The sequence below is a fragment of the Novosphingobium sp. AAP1 genome (genome assembly GCF_001295765.1).
Taxonomy (GTDB): domain Bacteria; phylum Pseudomonadota; class Alphaproteobacteria; order Sphingomonadales; family Sphingomonadaceae; genus Novosphingobium; species Novosphingobium capsulatum.
This window is the reverse complement of the sequence record NZ_LJHO01000001.1, coordinates 252,543-267,340: the sequence shown is the minus strand read 5'-3', so window position 1 is coordinate 267,340 and position 14,798 is coordinate 252,543. Positions and strand designations below refer to the sequence as shown.

Here is a 14,798-nt window from a genome sequence, read left to right as displayed (position 1 = left end):
GCCCAGCTGCCCAGATGAACACCGCCGTTGCCGCGATTGCCGGGGCGATGCCGCCGCAATCGGGCGAGCGATTCGATGATTGGACCTGGTATCCCGAACTCTTGGCGCGGCCGGTGCCGCGCTATACCAGCTATCCCACAGCGGCCGAATTTGCCGACGCCGATCTGGCCGATGCGCAAGCGCGGGCGCTGGGCCTGCTGCGCGGGCCGGTCTCGCTCTATCTGCATATCCCCTATTGCCAGGAAATCTGCTGGTATTGCGGCTGCAACACTGGTGCAGCCAACCGCAGCCAGCGCCTTGCCGCGTATCTCGGCGCGCTTCACCGCGAGATCGAGATGGTGGCCCAACTGATCGGGCCGCAGGCGCGGATCACGCGGATCGCCTTTGGCGGGGGCAGCCCCAACGCGATTTCACCCACCGATTTCGTGCGGCTGATCGATACGCTCACGCTCAATTTCCGCCTGGCGCGCCCGGTCATCTCGCTTGAACTCGATCCGCGCAGCCTGGTGCCGCAATGGTTCACCGCGATCGCCGGGATCGGTGTGATCAAGGCGAGCCTGGGCGTGCAGACTTTCGATCCGCGCGTGCAGGCGGCGATCGGCCGGGTGCAGCCGCAGGACGACATTGCCCGCGCGATGGATGGCCTGCGTGGGGCCGGGGTGGATTCGATCAATTTCGACCTGATGTATGGTCTGCCCCATCAAGACGAGGCCGTGCTCGACCAGACGCTGGATACCGCCATTGCCATGGCGCCCGATCGCGTTGCGCTGTTCGGCTATGCCCATGTGCCGCACGTGGTGCCACGCCAGCGGCGGATCGACGTGGCCGCGCTGCCGGGCCAGCGCACCCGCTTTGCCATGGCCGCGCAAGGATCGGCGCGGCTGCGCGCGGCGGGCTATGACGCGATCGGGTTCGATCACTTTGCCCTGCCGGATGATGACCTGGCCAAGGCGCGGCGCAATGGCACGCTGCGCCGCAACTTCCAGGGCTTTACCGACGACAGCGCCGGCGCGCTGATCGGCCTTGGCGCCTCGTCGGTCGGGGTCTTTCCCGGCCTGCTGGTGCAAAACGAAAAGAATGCCGGGCGCTATCGCCAGCAACTGGAAAGCGGGCGCCTTGCTGGCACGCGCGGCGTGGTCCAGACGGTGCAGGACCAGCGCCGCGCGGCGGTGATCGAGACGCTGCTGTGCCAGGAGGCGGTAGACCTGCCGGCCGACCTGCTGGATGAAGCCCGAGACGGCCTGGCGCCGTTCGTGGCCCGCGGCCTGGCACGTATCGAGGGGCAGCGCCTGGTCCTGGCACCACACAGCGCGCCCTATCACCGCTCCATCGCCGTGCTGTTCGATGCCTATCGCGGCGGTGGGCACCAGTTCAGTTCTGCGGTGTGACTGAAACACGGGGCAGCCAAGCCGCTGGCGCGGTTTTTGCCACACTTTGAGGAAATAGCTATGCGCCCGGTCTGTTAGCGGGTGCACAACTGCGCGTTGAGGGGCTAGGCTTTTCTCCTGCCAAATGCGGGGAGAGTTCATGAAGCCGATCGAAGCCATCATGCGCACGGCGCCTGTCATTCCGGTGCTGGTGATCGATGATGTGGCCCATGCCCTGCCGGTCGCCCGCGCCCTGGTGGCCGGCGGCTTGCGCGTTCTTGAAGTCACGCTGCGCACGCCTGCCGCGCTCGAGGCGATTACCGCGATGAAGAGCGTTGAAGGCGCCATCGTCGGCGCCGGCACGGTGACCAATCCCGATGAACTCAAGGCCGCGATCGACGCCGGGGCCGAGTTCATCGTGTCGCCCGGCCTTACCGATCGCCTGGGCCAGGCGGCGGTGGATGCGGGCATTCCGTTCCTGCCCGGCACGGCCTGCGCCGCCGATATCATGCGCGGCCTTGACCTGGGGCTGACGCATTTCAAGTTCTTCCCGGCGTCCACCTCGGGCGGGTTGCCTGCGCTCAAGGCGCTGGCCGCGCCGTTCTATCAGGCGCGCTTCTGCCCCACCGGCGGGATCAGTGCGGCCACGGCACCCGAATGGCTGGCGTTCGATCGCGTGCTGTGCGTGGGCGGCAGCTGGGTCGTGCCCAAGGGCGCGCCGGACGAGGCCGAGATCGAGCGCCTGGCGCACGAGGCCTCGGCCCTCGCCAAGGGCTGAGGGGCCCAGGCGCGGGTGGCGGGCAGGAAAGTTCGCTCGACAGGAAAGCCGCATGGCGCAGCAAGGCCAGCAGGGGGGAAACGGCAGATGAAGACCGTCGCAAAGCTTAGGGACCGTTTGCGCAAGCTGCATGAACGGACGTCTGAAACGCCGCTGTTCAATCCGGTTTTTCAGCTGAGCCACGATCTGTCGCGCGATCTGGAAACCGGCGCCCTGTCACTCGACGACATGGAAGGCCTGGTGGCCGAGCTGGAATGCGAGGCTTTGCAGAGCCGCGCTGGACGCCTGCGCCGCCTGGTCGCGCCAACCGATCCGCAGGAAAACCTGTCGCGCATCGCGGCCCTGCTGGACGAGGAAGATGGCTTCAGCCAGTTCCGCGCCCGCTGGGAAAAGCCGCTGCTGCACGGCGTGTTCACCGCCCATCCCACGTTCCTGCTCAACCCGTCGCAGGCCGATGCCGTGGCCACCGCCGCCCTGGCCGACGATCCGCTGGCCTCCACGGTCTGCGCGCTGCCGGCCCACGGCCCCAAGATCACGTTGGAATTCGAACACCTTGAGGTGTGCAACGCGATCGAGCGGGCCGGCCGCGCACGCGACCGCATCAACGCCACGCTGCTCTCGCACGCCCGCCAGCGCTGGCCGGGCCGCTGGCTCGATTTCCGCCCGCTGCCGTTCCGCTTTGCCACCTGGGTCGGCTATGACATGGATGGCCGCACCGACATCGGCTGGCACACCTCGATCGCGTTCCGCCTGCGCGAAAAGGCGCGGCGCCTGGGCACCTATCGTGCCAGCCTGGCTGGCCTGGCGCCCGATCACGCGCTGATCGCCACGCTTGATGCGGCGCAGATCCATGCCTCTGACATGGCGGAGCTGTTTTCCCGCCCGCTCGATACGCCCGAAGCGCTGGCCGCTGCCGCCAACCGCATGACGGCCGACGATCCGGCCAAACTGCTCAGCCTGACGCCGCTGATCGAGGCGCTCGAAGCCGATGCGGCCGGGGCCGAAGATGGCGATCTGGCGGTGGGCCTGGCCACGCTGGCCGGCGCGATGCGCGCCGATGGCCTGGGCATGGGGTGGATCCACTTCCGCGTCAATTCCTCGCAACTTCACAATGCCTTGCGCCGCCGGATCGACCCGGAAGGCACGCTCGACATCGCCAGCAAGAGCGCGATCTCGCGGCTGCGCGAGCTGCTGGCCGAGGTCAAGCCGCTGCGCGTCAACTTTGCCGCGCTGGCGATCGAGACCAGCACCGCGATCCGCCAGTTCCTGGCGATGGCGCAGATCCTGCACCATATCGATGCCGATGCGCCGATCCGCATGCTGATCGCCGAATGCGAACAGCCGCAGACCGTGCTGGCCGCGCTCTATTTCGCCAAGCTGTTCGGCATCGATGACAAGGTCGACGTTTCTCCCTTGTTCGAAACCGAAACCGCGCTGGAACATGGCGGCCGCTTCCTCGAAGCGCTGCTGGCCGAAGAAGCCTATCGCGATTACGTGCGCCGCCGCGGCCGCGTGTCGATCCAGACCGGCTTTTCCGACGCAGGGCGCTTTATCGGCCAGCTGCCGGCCGCGCTCGCGATCGAGCGCCTGCAAGGCCGCCTGGCTGAAGCGATGACCAACAACGGGCTGGCCGATGTGGCCGCCCTGGTGTTTGACACCCACGGCGAATCCATGGGGCGCGGCGCGCATCCCGCCGGCTTTGCCGATCGCCTGACCTGGCCGCTCAGCCGCTGGGCGCGCCGCCGCTTTGCCAAGGCGGGCATCGCGCTGGAAGCCGAAGCCAGTTTCCAAGGCGGCGATGGCTATCTGTTCTTCCGCAACGACGAACTGGCGCTGGCCACGCTTGCCCGCATCGCCGAGGCGGAAGTGGCGTTCACGGCGCCGGCATCGCGCGATCCGTTCTATGATCGCACCGATCTCAGCCTCGATTTCTATCGTGCGATCCGCCGCGTGCAGCGCGATCACCTCAAGAGCGCGACCTATGCCCGCGCGGTCACCGCGTTTGGTCTGGGCATGCTGACGCCCACGGGCAGCCGCGTCTCGCGCCGCCAGTCGGATATTTCGGCGGATCGCTCGATGAGCCTGCGCCAGATCCGCGCGATCCCGCATAACGCCATCCTGCAGCAGATCGGCTATCCGGTGAACGTGATCGCCGGGGCGGGCACCGCGGCCGGTGACGAGATGGAGGCGATTGCCGAACTCTTGGGCCAGTCTGACCGTGGCAACCAGCTGGTGCGCCTGCTGCGCGCGGCCAATGGCCTGGCCTCGATCAAGACGGTGGCCGCCTATGGCGAGCTGTTCAATTCCGCCTATTGGGCCAGCCGGCCCTATCGCGGCACTGAAACCGCGCTGGAAGCAGCGTGCATGGCCCTGGCCGAATACCTGACCAAGGACGATCGTTCGGGCGTGTTCCGCCGCCTGACCTCGCGCCTGCGGGTGGACTGGATGAAGCTGCACCGCCTGCTGGCGCTGGTGCCGGGCATGCCGTCCGGGCGCGATCCGGTGGTCGATGCCGAACGGCGCAACATCGGCCTGCTGCAGGCCGTGCGCCTGTCGCTGCTGATGCACATGTTCCTGCGCGCGGTGCAGGTGCCGCCGTTCTCCCGCTCCAACGACGTGAGCCGCGACGACGTGCTGGAAATGGTGCTGTCGCTGCGTGTGGACGATGCGCTGGCGCAGCTGCGCCGGGCCTATCCGGTGGCGATGCCGCACGTCGCTGATTTCAGCGTGGACGAGCCGAGCGACTTTCCCGATCATGAGGGCGAAGATTATGGCGCGATCCGCGCCCGCTTCATCGACCCGATCGAGCGGGCCCACGCGCTCAACCTGCGCGTGGCGGTGGCCGTGGCCAACTACTTCGGCGCCCACGGCTAAGCCGTCCGGCTTAAATGCCGCGGTTTTCGCCCAGGCGGCGGTGCCATGCCATCGCCGCCGCGCCCGCCAGCATGCGCAAGGTGCCCAGTCCCTGGGCATGGGCCATCGCGCCGCTGGTGCGGTTGATCAGGCCACCCAGATCGTGCAGCGCGGTTTCGGCCTCGATGCTGGCGAGGCCAGCGGCGCGGCGCACCGTTTCGATCTCGGCAAAGGGGCGGGCGGCGCTGACCGCGTCGAAATAGGCGCGGTTGGCGGCAATGCCTTCGGCGATGCGCCCGGGCAAGGACGCGCCGAAATCGGGCCACAGCAGGAAGACCGCGAGCAGGGCCGCCAGGCTGCCGATGACATTGTCGATCATCCGCGCTGCGGCAATGCCTTCGCCGGGATGGAGCATGGCCGTGACAATCACGAACAGCATCGTCAGGAACACCACGAACACGGTGTAATTCACCGCGCGCAGGGCAATCGCCACGCCGGCCAGCAGCGTGGCGAGGCACGCCAGCGGCACGGTTTCCGCCCCGCCAAGCAGCAGCAGGGCCGAGGCGAAGAGGCCGCCCAGCACGCTGCCCAAAATGCGTTCGAGGCAGCGCGCCCAGGTGACGCGCACCCCGCCTTGCAGGACGACAACGACTGCCATCGCCGCCCAATAGGGATAGCCCAGCCCAAAGGTGAGCGCGGCGGCATAGACCGCCACCAGCCCGGCGGTCTGCCGCAGGGCCTGTTGCACCGCCGCGCGCGACAGGGGGCGGGCGCGCAGCACACCGCCCGCGGCCGGCAGCGGTGCGGCGGGTGGGAAGGGGGCGGCAAAGGCCTGGGCCATGGCCAGGGTGCAGCCAGCGCACAGGTCATCGCGTAGCCCGCGGGCGAGGGCGTGCAGGCGGCGCAGTGCCCAGGGCAGGGCGGCAGGTTCCGCGATGCCGGGCGGCATGGCGCGGTCGTGCATCCAGGCGAGCAGCGCGGTGCGGCAGGCCCGCGCCACGGCCAGCCGCTCGCGCGCCGAACCGACCTGCTCGATAAAACCCTGGTCCAGTGCGATCAGCGCGCCAAACAGGGTTTCGGCCGTGGCCAGCGCCTGGTGATGCGGGGCAAGGCCGGTGGTCTGTACGGCATAGCGATCGAGCAGGCTGCGCAGCCGCTCTACCGCCAGGCGCACGGTGCGGCGATGCTCGGCATGTTCGCTGTGCCAGGCGCCATCGCGGTGCGGGCCTTCACCCAGGCTGACGAGGCTTTCGGCCATGTCGAGCAGGCGCACGATCACGGCATCGCTGGCGCGCACCAGCGGGCGCAGCGCATCGATCGGCCAGAGCAGCGTGATCAGCAGAAAGGCCCATGTCGCCCCGGCGAGAAAGGCCAAGGCCTGCGCGCCGGCAAGGTGCAGCCCCTGCGGAAAGCCCACGGCAACCACTGCCACCACGCCGAGCAGCGTGCCGAGCAACCCGCCATAGGCAATGCGCCCGCACGCCAGCAGCACGGCAAACACCAGGATGGGCCCCAATAGCAGCCCCGCCATGGGCCAGAGCGCGGCGAGCGCACTGCCGGCAAAGGCCATGGCCGTGCCCGCGCCCAGGAACGTGCCCAGCATGCGCCGCCGCACCGCATCGGGTGCCGGGGCATCGCACAGGCAGGTCCAGAATGCCGCGAATACCGACCAGCCCAGCACGGGCAGCCCGCTGGCCAGGGCCAGCGTCAGCGGCGCGCCCACCGCCAGCGCGGCGCGCAGCCCCTCGGCCAGGTCGAAATGCTCCGGCACCAGCCCGAACGAGCGCAGTTCGAGCCGCCGCGCCACCCAGCGCAGCATGCTGTCGGGGCGGCGCCTCATGACGGGCCGCGTGGCAAGAGGGGCGGGGGCGGGATCGGGCATGGCAGAGCCGCGCTCCTGCCCAGCGCCACGGGGCGCAGCAATTGCCATTCTTGCATTCGCAGTTGCGCCGCGTTCATCGCACCAGGGCGCGGCCGTGCTTCACCGGCCGGGCCGGAGCGTGGAACACGGCGCCGGCCGAAAGGCGGCTGCCGCGCACGACCAGCAGGATGCGGTCACCGGCCTCGATCCGCACGTCTTCGCCGGGATGCTGGATCTGCTGGCCACCGGCGCGATCGATCTGGACGATGAAGTAGGCGCCGTTGCCGCGCCGCTCTGCCTCGCCCACGCTGGCGCCGGTCAGCGCGCCCTTGGCCGGGCAGGTCACCACTTCCAGGTCCAGCCCGAAATCGTGCAGCTTGCGCTTTACATCGCCCATCGGGCTGTTTTCCCCCATCGCCGCACCGGTGGCGGGATAGAGGATCAACTCGGTGATGCGCTCGGCTCCGATGTGGGTGGGCAGCACGACCTTGTCTGCCCCGGCGTGGAACAGCTTGCTTTCGGTGGACGGCGCCTCGCCCCGGGCGATGATCTGCACGCCGGGATTGAGATTGCGGGCCGAGAGCGTGATGAACACGTTGGCGGCGTCATCGGGCAAAACCGTGGCCAATACCTTGGCGCGGGTGATGCCCGCCTCCTTGAGCGTTTCTTCCAGCGTTGCCTCTCCCACCAGGGTCAGGAAGCCATGGCTGCGCGCTTCTTCGGCCTTGGCAGGCGAGCGTTCCAGCACCAGGAATGGGTGGCCCGCCTCGGCCAGGGCCTTGGCCAGTTGCACGCCGATGCGGCCATAGCCGCAGATGATGGTGTGCCCGCTCAGACGTTCGATTTCGGTGTGCATGCGATCAAGCCCCAGAAGGCGGCGGAACTGGAACAGAGTGAAGACCTGGACGAGCGCGCCGGTCAGCACGATCATCCCGGTGCAGCCCAGCACGATCGTCATAGTCGTCCACAGCCGCAGGAACATGCCATCGATCGGCCGCACTTCGCCATAGCCGACCGAAAAGATCGTCAGCAGCACCATGTAGGCCGCATCGCCCAGCGGCCAGCCGGCGCGGACATAGCCCATCGTCGACACCGCAAACAGCGCCACGACATAAAGCAGCGTGCCCGCCAGCAGCCGCAAAGGTGAACCCAGCACGCTGTTGGCGCCATGCGAGAATGCCGATTCGCTGCTCTGCCTGATGTCTGCCATTGCCCCCGTCCGGCCGGGAGTGTGGCGGGCGATCATGGCGCTGTCCAGCGCGCGGGCGCCACTCAGTGCGCGCTGATGGCGTCTTCCACGCGGGCGAGGGCGGCAGCAAGCGGATCGGTTTCACCCAGCAGGCGGAACGTGCCGTTGAGCGCGAAGAAGCAGTGACCGTGCACCGTTGCCAAGAGCGAGCGCGCCAAGGGCTGGGCCTGCGCCTGGCGGGCGGGGGGGAGGGCGGCGGCCACTTCGCGCACCACGACATCGGTGATCGCGGTGACGCGGGCGGTGTAATCGGGTGGCGGCACCTCGTTTTCCGGCAGGCGGAAATCGTAGAGCGCGGTCCAGGCGTGGCGATGGTGGCTGGCAAAATCGAAATAGGCGGCGATCGCCTGGGCCAGGCGGTTTTCGCTTTGCCCCGCCAGCCGATCTTCCAGCGCGGCGCGCCACAGATCGAGCGTGTGGCCATTGATGGCCAGCATCAGCGCATCCAGGCTGCCCATGACGTTGTAGATCGTACCAATCGAATAGCCGATGCGCTTGGCCACCTCGCGCGCGGAAAAGCGGGCAAAGCCCACTTCGGAAAGCTGGCGATGCCCCTCGCGCACGATCATGGCGTGCAGCTCTTCGCGGGTATGGTCTGATCGGCGGCCCATGACGACTGCTTTAACCGAGAAAATGAACGCCGTCTAATTATTTAATTGAACGATGTATAATTCTGTGGGAGATACTGGCCCACCGCCGGTGAGTCGCGGCGTGAACGGGTAACATTCGGCAATCCTTAAGCTGTTGCCGGCCAAGCACGGGCCGGGGCAGCGCAGACGGGGTAAAGGCGCATGGCGAAATCTGATATCGGGCTGTTGGGCACACGCAGGTTCGGGCCGATTTTCGTGGTGCAGTTCCTGGGCGCGTTCAACGACAACCTGTTGAAATTCGCGCTGCTGTTCCTGGCCAACTTCGGCCTCTACGCCGCCGCGCCCGACAAGGCCAAGATGCTGGCCGCAGTGGCCACCGGCCTGTTTATCCTGCCCTATTTCCTGTTTTCTGCGCTGGCCGGGCAACTGGCCGATGGCATGGACAAGGCGCGCCTGGTGCGCTGGATCAAGGGGGCCGAACTGGCGATCATGGCGGTGGCCATGGCCGGTTTCTGGCTGCTCTCGGTGCCGCTGCTGCTGGCCGCGCTGTTCCTGATGGGGCTGCATTCCACGCTGTTTGGCCCGGTCAAGTATTCGATCCTGCCCCAGCATTTGCGCGGGGACGAGATCATGGGCGGCACCGGCCTGATCGAGGGCGGCACATTCCTGGCCATTCTTGGCGGGCAATTGCTGGCCGGGGTGATGCCCTCGCATCTGGCGGGCTTGGCGCTGACCGCGCTGGCGCTGGTGGGCTTCCTGGCGAGCCTGGCCGTGCCGGCGGCGCCCGCAGGCCGCTCGGTCGAGCGGCTGGACTGGAACCTGTGGCGCGGCACCATGGCCATTCTGGACGATGCCCGCGCCATTCGCCCGGTGTGGGGCGCGATCCTGGGCACCAGCTGGTTCTTTGCCGCCGGCGCGGTGCTGGTTTCAGAATTTGCCCCGCTGGTGAGCGGTACGCTGGCCGCGCGGCAAGACGTCGCTACGCTGTTCCTGATCGTGTTCTCGCTGGCGATTGCGGCCGGTTCGGTCTGCGTCAACCTGCTGCTCAAGGGCGAAGTATCGGCGCGGTGGGTGCCGCTTTCCGCGCTGGGCCTGGCGGCCGGACTGATCGACCTGTGGATTGCCGCCAGCGGCTTTTCGGTGGAAGTGGCCGGTGCCTCGATCGGGCAGTTCCTGGCGACCGACGGGGCCTGGCACATTCTGATTGACCTGGGCGTGATCGCCTTTTCCGGCGGCATGTTCATCGTGCCGCTGTACGCCATCATCCAGGTGAAAAGCCCGGTGGAGCAGTGCTCGCGCCTGATCGCGGCCAACAACGTGGTCAATGCCGCGCTCACCGTGGCGGTGGTGCTGGTCGTGGCTGGCCTGCTGGCGCTGGGCGTGGACGTGCCCGATCTGATCGGCGTGCTGGGCTTTGCCACGCTCGCCGTGGCGCTGGCCAGCGTGTGGCTGCTGCCCGAAACGCTGTTCAAGGACGTGATCCGCCTGACGCTCAAGGTGCTCTATGGCGTAGAGGTGCAGGGCCTTGAACACATGCCGCGCGCGGGCGAGGGGGCGGTGGTGGTGGTCAACCACCTGTCGTTCCTGGATGGCGTGCTGCTCGGCGCGTTCCTGCCGGGCAAGCCAACCTTTGCCGTCCACACCGCGATCGCCAAGTCTTGGTGGATCCAGCCGTTCCTCAAGCTGTTCAAGGCCTTTCCGGTCGATCCCACCAATCCCATGGCGGCCAAGGCGATGGTGCGCACGGTGCGCGATGGCGCGTGCCTGGTGATCTTTCCCGAAGGCCGCATCACGGTGACCGGCGCCTTGATGAAAGTGTTCGACGGGCCGGGGATGGTGGCCGACAAGGCCAATGCGCCGATCATCCCGGTGCGCCTAGATGGCCCGCAGTTCTCGCCGTTTTCCTATCTCAAGGGCAAAGTAAAGCTGCGCTGGTTCCCCAAGGTTTCGCTCACCGTGCTGCCGCCGCGCCGCTTTGCCATCGACGGTGAGATGACGGCGCGCGCCCGCCGGGCCGAGGCAGGCCGCCGCCTCTACGACGAGATGAGCGGCATGATCTTTGCCACGTCAGACACGCAGACCACGCTGTTTGCCGCCCTGGCCGAGGCGCGCCGCCTGCATGGCGGCAAGACCCGCGTGCTCGAAGACATCAAGCGCGTGGCGCTCAGCTATGACAAGCTGCTGGTGGGCGCTGACCTCCTCGGCAAGCGGTTGGACCAGGGCACGGCCGTGGGCGAGGCGGTGGGCCTTCTGATGCCCAACGTCAACGGCGCGATGGCGGCGTTCTTTGCCCTGCAGGCGATCGGCCGCGTGCCGGCAATGCTCAATTTCACCGTGGGCGCGGCGGCCATGCGCTCGGCCTGTGCCACGGCGGCGGTGCGCACGGTGGTGACAGCGCGCGCGTTCGTGGCCCAGGCCAAGCTGGAAGAGGTGATTGCCGCGCTGGAAAGCGATGGCATCACCGTGCGCTATCTCGAGGATATCGGGGCCACCATCGGCGCGGGCGAAAAGCTCTGGGCGCTGTTGCGGGTTGGCCGGCTGGCCCGCGCCCATGCGCGGCGGCGGATCGATGCGGACGCGGCGGCGGTGATTCTGTTCACCAGCGGGTCGGAAGGGCTGCCCAAGGGCGTCGTGCTGTCGCACCGCAACCTGCTGGCCAACTGTGCCCAGCTTTCGGCGCGGATCGATTTCAACAGTGCCGATGTGGTGCTCAACGCGCTGCCGGTGTTCCACTCGTTCGGGCTGACCGGCGGCACGCTGCTGCCGCTGCTTAACGGCATTCGCGTGGTGATGTATCCCAGCCCGCTGCACTATCGCATCGTGCCGGCGCTCGCCTATGACGCCAATGCCACGATCATGTTCGGCACCGATACTTTCCTCGCCGGCTATGCCCGCATGGCCCATACCTATGATTTCTATGCGCTGCGCTATGTCTTTGCCGGGGCGGAAAAGGTGAAGGACGAAACCCGGCGCACTTGGGCTGACAAGTTCGGCCTGCGCATCCTCGAAGGCTATGGCGCCACCGAGTGTGCGCCGGTGATCGCGGTCAACACGCCGATGCACTTCCGCGCCGGCACCGTCGGCCGCCTGCTGCCCGGGATCGAGACGCGACTGGAGCCGGTGCCCGGCATTGCCGAGGGGGCGCGCCTCTATGTGCGCGGGCCCAATGTCATGGCTGGCTATTTCCTGCCCGCGCAGCCTGCCGCGTTGCAACCGCCGGCGGATGGTTGGCACGATACCGGCGATATCGTCACTATCGATGCCGAAGGATTCGTCACCATTCGCGGCCGGGCCAAGCGGTTTGCCAAGATCGGCGGCGAGATGGTGTCCTTGCCAGCGGTAGAGGCGCTGGCGGGCGGGCTGTGGCCGCAGGGCGCCCATGCCGTGGTCACTCGCCCCGATGCCCGCAAGGGAGAGCAACTGGTGCTGTTCACCACCCAGGCCGATGCCACCTTGCGCGCCTTGCAGCAGTGGGGGCGGCAACAAGGCGCGGCAGAGCTGGCCATTCCGCGCGAAATCCGTGTGCTGGAGGCTTTGCCGGTGCTGGGAACGGGCAAGGTGGATTACGTAACGCTGGGCGACTGGGCGGCGCAGGCGCCCGCCACCGTGATGGCAGATGAAGAGGAGAGCGCCTGAGCTGCAGCGGGCATACATCAGGCAGTCAGGATGGCTTTGGCACAGCCACGGGCCATCCACCCCCGCTGGGAGAAGCATGTGCCATGACGTGCCGCAATCGCATTGCCCTTGTCCTGGCCCTTGCCAGTTCCGCCGCAGTGTTGCCCGGCAGCCTGGCACTGGCCCAAGCACCTGCCGCCGCCGTGGCTGCCCCGGCCTTGCCGGCCATGCTGCAAGGCCTGCCAGCCGGGCGCTATGTCGTCGACCCGGCGCAGACGGTGGCGCGGTTCAAAGTGCGCTATCTGGGCGTCAACCATGTGGAGGGCACCGTGCCCGGCGCCAGTGGCACGATCATGCTCGATCCGGCCAACCTCGAAACCATGGCGCTCGACGTGGTGATGCCCGCCACGGCCATCGCCACGCAAGACGGCACGTTTGACGATGAACTCAAAGGCCCCGGCCTGTTCGACGTGGCGCATTATCCCACGATCCGCTTTTCGGGGCGCCGGCTGGTGCCGACCGGCCCGAATGCCGCGCGGATCGAGGGGGAAGTGACGATGCACGGCGTCACCCGCCCCTTGCTGCTCGATGCGACCTTTGCCGATCCGGCAGGTGCCGCGCCCGGTGCGGGCCTCGCGGTCAATGCCTCGGGCGTGGTGCACCGCTCCGAATTCGGGATGACCAAATTTGCCCCGTTCGTGAGTGACGACGTGCGCATCACGATCACCGCCGTGCTCAACCGCGCCGGCTAGACCCTGCTAGCCCTGCGCGCAGCGCCGGTGGGCGGCTGCGGCAGGGCAAGCAAGGGGGTCAACCCGGGTGGCCGCCCTCGTGGTGGGCGTGGGCGGCCATGGCGCGTTCCTGTTCGGCCTGATGCTGCGCTGCCATTTGCGCCTGGTGCTGGGCCTGTGCCTGGGCACGCTGTACCTGCATCTGCTGGGCCCGGGCCATGGCTTCCTCGCGATGCTGCGCCGCTTGGGCCTGCGCCTGTTCGCGCGCCTGGGCTTGGGCCTGGCGTTGCTGGGCCATTTCCTGCGCGCGCTGCTGCTGCATCTGGCGCTGCTGTGCCTGCTGCTGCATGGCGCGTTGCTGCGCCTGGGCGCGTTCGGCCTGCATGGCCTGCGCGCGCTGGGCTTGCTCTTGCGCCCGTTGCGCCTGGGCTTGGGCACGCTGGGCCTGCGCCGCAGCCTGATGCTGTGCGGCCATTTGCTGTTCCTGCGTGCGGCGGGCCTGCTGCTGTTGCATCATCTGCGCGCGCTGGTTGGCCGCGCGGGCTTGGGCCTGTTGCTGGGCCTGCTGCATCGCCATGCGCTGCATCTGGGCATGTTGCATCGCAGCCTGCTGCATCGAGGCATGTTGCATGGCCGCTTGCTGCGCGCGCTGTTGTGCAAAGAACTGCTGCTGCTGGCGCTGCTGCATGAACTGCTGTTGCTGTTGCTGCATCGCTGCCTGCTGGCGTGCGCGCTGGAACGCGGCCTGCTGGGCCATCGCCTGTTGCTGCTGGGTAAAAGCCGCCTGCTGGCGCTGCTGCTCTTGCCGCTGGCGATCGTTGCCGAACCAGTTGGAGAACCAGCCAGACGGGCGCTGCTGCGGAGGAGGTGGGGGCGGACTATAGACCACCGGGCGCGGCGGGGGAGACATGAAGCCCACCTGCTGCCACGCGGCAAACTGCTGTGCTTCCATCGCGCGGCGCTGCGCTTCCTCTTGCCACTGCGCGCGCTCCTGCGCCTCGTGTTCCTGGTGATAGGCCTGCCATTCGGCCTGCTGCGCCATGTCTTGCGACCACTGCGCCTGCTGCGCGGCGATTTCGGCGCGGCGCGCGGCCCAGTTGGCGGCAATCACGCCGCGATGCTCGCGCTCTTGCGACAGCTGCGCCAGATAGGCAGCGCGATCATAATAGCGCGAGGCATAATCGACGCGGGTTTCATAGTCGTCTGGCGGCAGCAGATCGCCACGATCGTCATAGACGGCAACCAGCTGCGGCCCCGAATAGGCATAGCTGTATTGCGGATCGCGCACGAGATAGGGCGTGTCGGAATCCGCCTGATAGTAATAATAGCGGTAGCCGCCATCGACCGGCTCGGCATAGCGGCGATCGCCCAGGCTGGTCTGCCACACCCAGGGATTTACCCCGCCATCGTCATAGGAATAATCCGGCGGGGCATCGCCGATCGCGCGGGTCACCCCTTCGGCGCGATCGAGATAGGCATAGGCATCGCGCTGGTTGGCGACGCGCGCCACGCGCACCCGGTTCTGAATCGGCAGCGCCTGTACCGCTGGGGCCGGGGCCATGGCCGTGGCCGCGCCGGCCTGCAGCGGCACCGCCGCGGGCAGCGCGGGCAGGCCATTGCTGGCCTGGGCCGATGGATCAGCGTCGGGTGTGGAGGCGGAATGGTTGCAGGCAGCAACGCCCATGGCCAACGCGCTGGCCGCGGCGATGCTCATCGTCTTGCGAAATGTCAGCATGGCGTGTCACTTTCGTTGC

9 protein-coding genes are annotated in these 14,798 nt (G+C 67.8%); 5 read left to right on the top strand and 4 right to left on the bottom strand.

Features of this window, described 5'->3' with window-relative positions; translation table 11 throughout:
• Nucleotides 1–47: 47 nt before the first annotated feature.
• From hemN to IP65_RS01080, 3 genes are all read left to right on the top strand, one after another.
• Nucleotides 48–1,388, top strand: coding sequence for an oxygen-independent coproporphyrinogen III oxidase (hemN, locus tag IP65_RS01090; RefSeq protein ID WP_054130851.1), 1,341 nt, complete (start codon nt 48–50; stop codon nt 1,386–1,388).
• A 139-nt stretch (nt 1,389–1,527) separates the two neighbouring features.
• Nucleotides 1,528–2,145, top strand: a complete 618-nt coding sequence (eda, locus tag IP65_RS01085) for a bifunctional 4-hydroxy-2-oxoglutarate aldolase/2-dehydro-3-deoxy-phosphogluconate aldolase (protein WP_022674609.1) — start codon at nt 1,528–1,530, stop codon at nt 2,143–2,145.
• Between the two features lie 87 nt (nt 2,146–2,232).
• On the top strand, nt 2,233–5,019 hold the full coding sequence (locus tag IP65_RS01080; protein ID WP_054130469.1) for a phosphoenolpyruvate carboxylase: 2,787 nt from the start codon (nt 2,233–2,235) through the stop codon (nt 5,017–5,019).
• Between the two features lie 10 nt (nt 5,020–5,029).
• On the opposite strand, the gene IP65_RS01075 is transcribed toward IP65_RS01080, so the two are convergent.
• The 3 genes from IP65_RS01075 to IP65_RS01065 form a co-directional block, all read right to left on the bottom strand.
• Nucleotides 5,030–6,838, bottom strand: coding sequence for an FUSC family protein (locus IP65_RS01075; protein WP_156306336.1), 1,809 nt, complete (start codon nt 6,836–6,838; stop codon nt 5,030–5,032).
• 115 nt (nt 6,839–6,953) lie between these two features.
• Nucleotides 6,954–8,069: a TrkA family potassium uptake protein gene (locus IP65_RS01070; RefSeq protein ID WP_054130467.1), complete on the bottom strand. Its 1,116-nt coding sequence runs from the start codon at nt 8,067–8,069 to the stop codon at nt 6,954–6,956.
• Between the two features lie 62 nt (nt 8,070–8,131).
• Nucleotides 8,132–8,719 carry a TetR/AcrR family transcriptional regulator gene (locus tag IP65_RS01065; RefSeq protein ID WP_054130466.1) on the bottom strand — a complete coding sequence of 196 codons (588 nt, stop codon included), beginning with the start codon at nt 8,717–8,719 and terminating at the stop codon, nt 8,132–8,134.
• Between the two features lie 180 nt (nt 8,720–8,899).
• On the opposite strand from IP65_RS01065, the gene IP65_RS01060 reads away from it, so the two are divergent.
• Together IP65_RS01060 and IP65_RS01055 are read left to right on the top strand one after the other, a co-directional pair.
• The gene (locus tag IP65_RS01060) at nt 8,900–12,334 is read left to right on the top strand and encodes an acyl-[ACP]--phospholipid O-acyltransferase (protein WP_231627495.1); all 3,435 of its coding nucleotides are present in this window, start codon (nt 8,900–8,902) and stop codon (nt 12,332–12,334) included.
• An 83-nt stretch (nt 12,335–12,417) separates the two neighbouring features.
• The gene (locus tag IP65_RS01055) at nt 12,418–13,065 is read left to right on the top strand and encodes a YceI family protein (protein ID WP_054130465.1); all 648 of its coding nucleotides are present in this window, start codon (nt 12,418–12,420) and stop codon (nt 13,063–13,065) included.
• Nucleotides 13,066–13,123: 58 nt separating this feature from the next.
• Here IP65_RS01055 and IP65_RS01050 read toward each other — a convergent pair whose 3' ends face one another.
• The gene (locus IP65_RS01050; RefSeq protein WP_054130464.1) at nt 13,124–14,779 is read right to left on the bottom strand and encodes a hypothetical protein; all 1,656 of its coding nucleotides are present in this window, start codon (nt 14,777–14,779) and stop codon (nt 13,124–13,126) included.
• Between the last annotated feature and the right edge of the window lie 19 nt (nt 14,780–14,798).

Bases quoted from the DNA above. Each gene is read 5' to 3' on its own strand.
- IP65_RS01050 (WP_054130464.1), bottom strand. From the start codon at position 14,779: ATGCTGACATTTCGCAAGACGATGAGCATCGCCGCGGCCAGCGCGTTG.
- IP65_RS01055 (WP_054130465.1), top strand. From the start codon at position 12,418: ATGACGTGCCGCAATCGCATTGCCCTTGTCCTGGCCCTTGCCAGTTCC.
- IP65_RS01080 (WP_054130469.1), top strand. From the start codon at position 2,233: ATGAAGACCGTCGCAAAGCTTAGGGACCGTTTGCGCAAGCTGCATGAA.
- IP65_RS01060 (WP_231627495.1), top strand. From the start codon at position 8,900: ATGGCGAAATCTGATATCGGGCTGTTGGGCACACGCAGGTTCGGGCCG.
- IP65_RS01075 (WP_156306336.1), bottom strand. From the start codon at position 6,838: ATGAGGCGCCGCCCCGACAGCATGCTGCGCTGGGTGGCGCGGCGGCTC.
- eda (WP_022674609.1), top strand. From the start codon at position 1,528: ATGAAGCCGATCGAAGCCATCATGCGCACGGCGCCTGTCATTCCGGTG.
- IP65_RS01070 (WP_054130467.1), bottom strand. From the start codon at position 8,069: ATGGCAGACATCAGGCAGAGCAGCGAATCGGCATTCTCGCATGGCGCC.
- IP65_RS01065 (WP_054130466.1), bottom strand. From the start codon at position 8,719: ATGGGCCGCCGATCAGACCATACCCGCGAAGAGCTGCACGCCATGATC.
- hemN (WP_054130851.1), top strand. From the start codon at position 48: ATGCCGCCGCAATCGGGCGAGCGATTCGATGATTGGACCTGGTATCCC.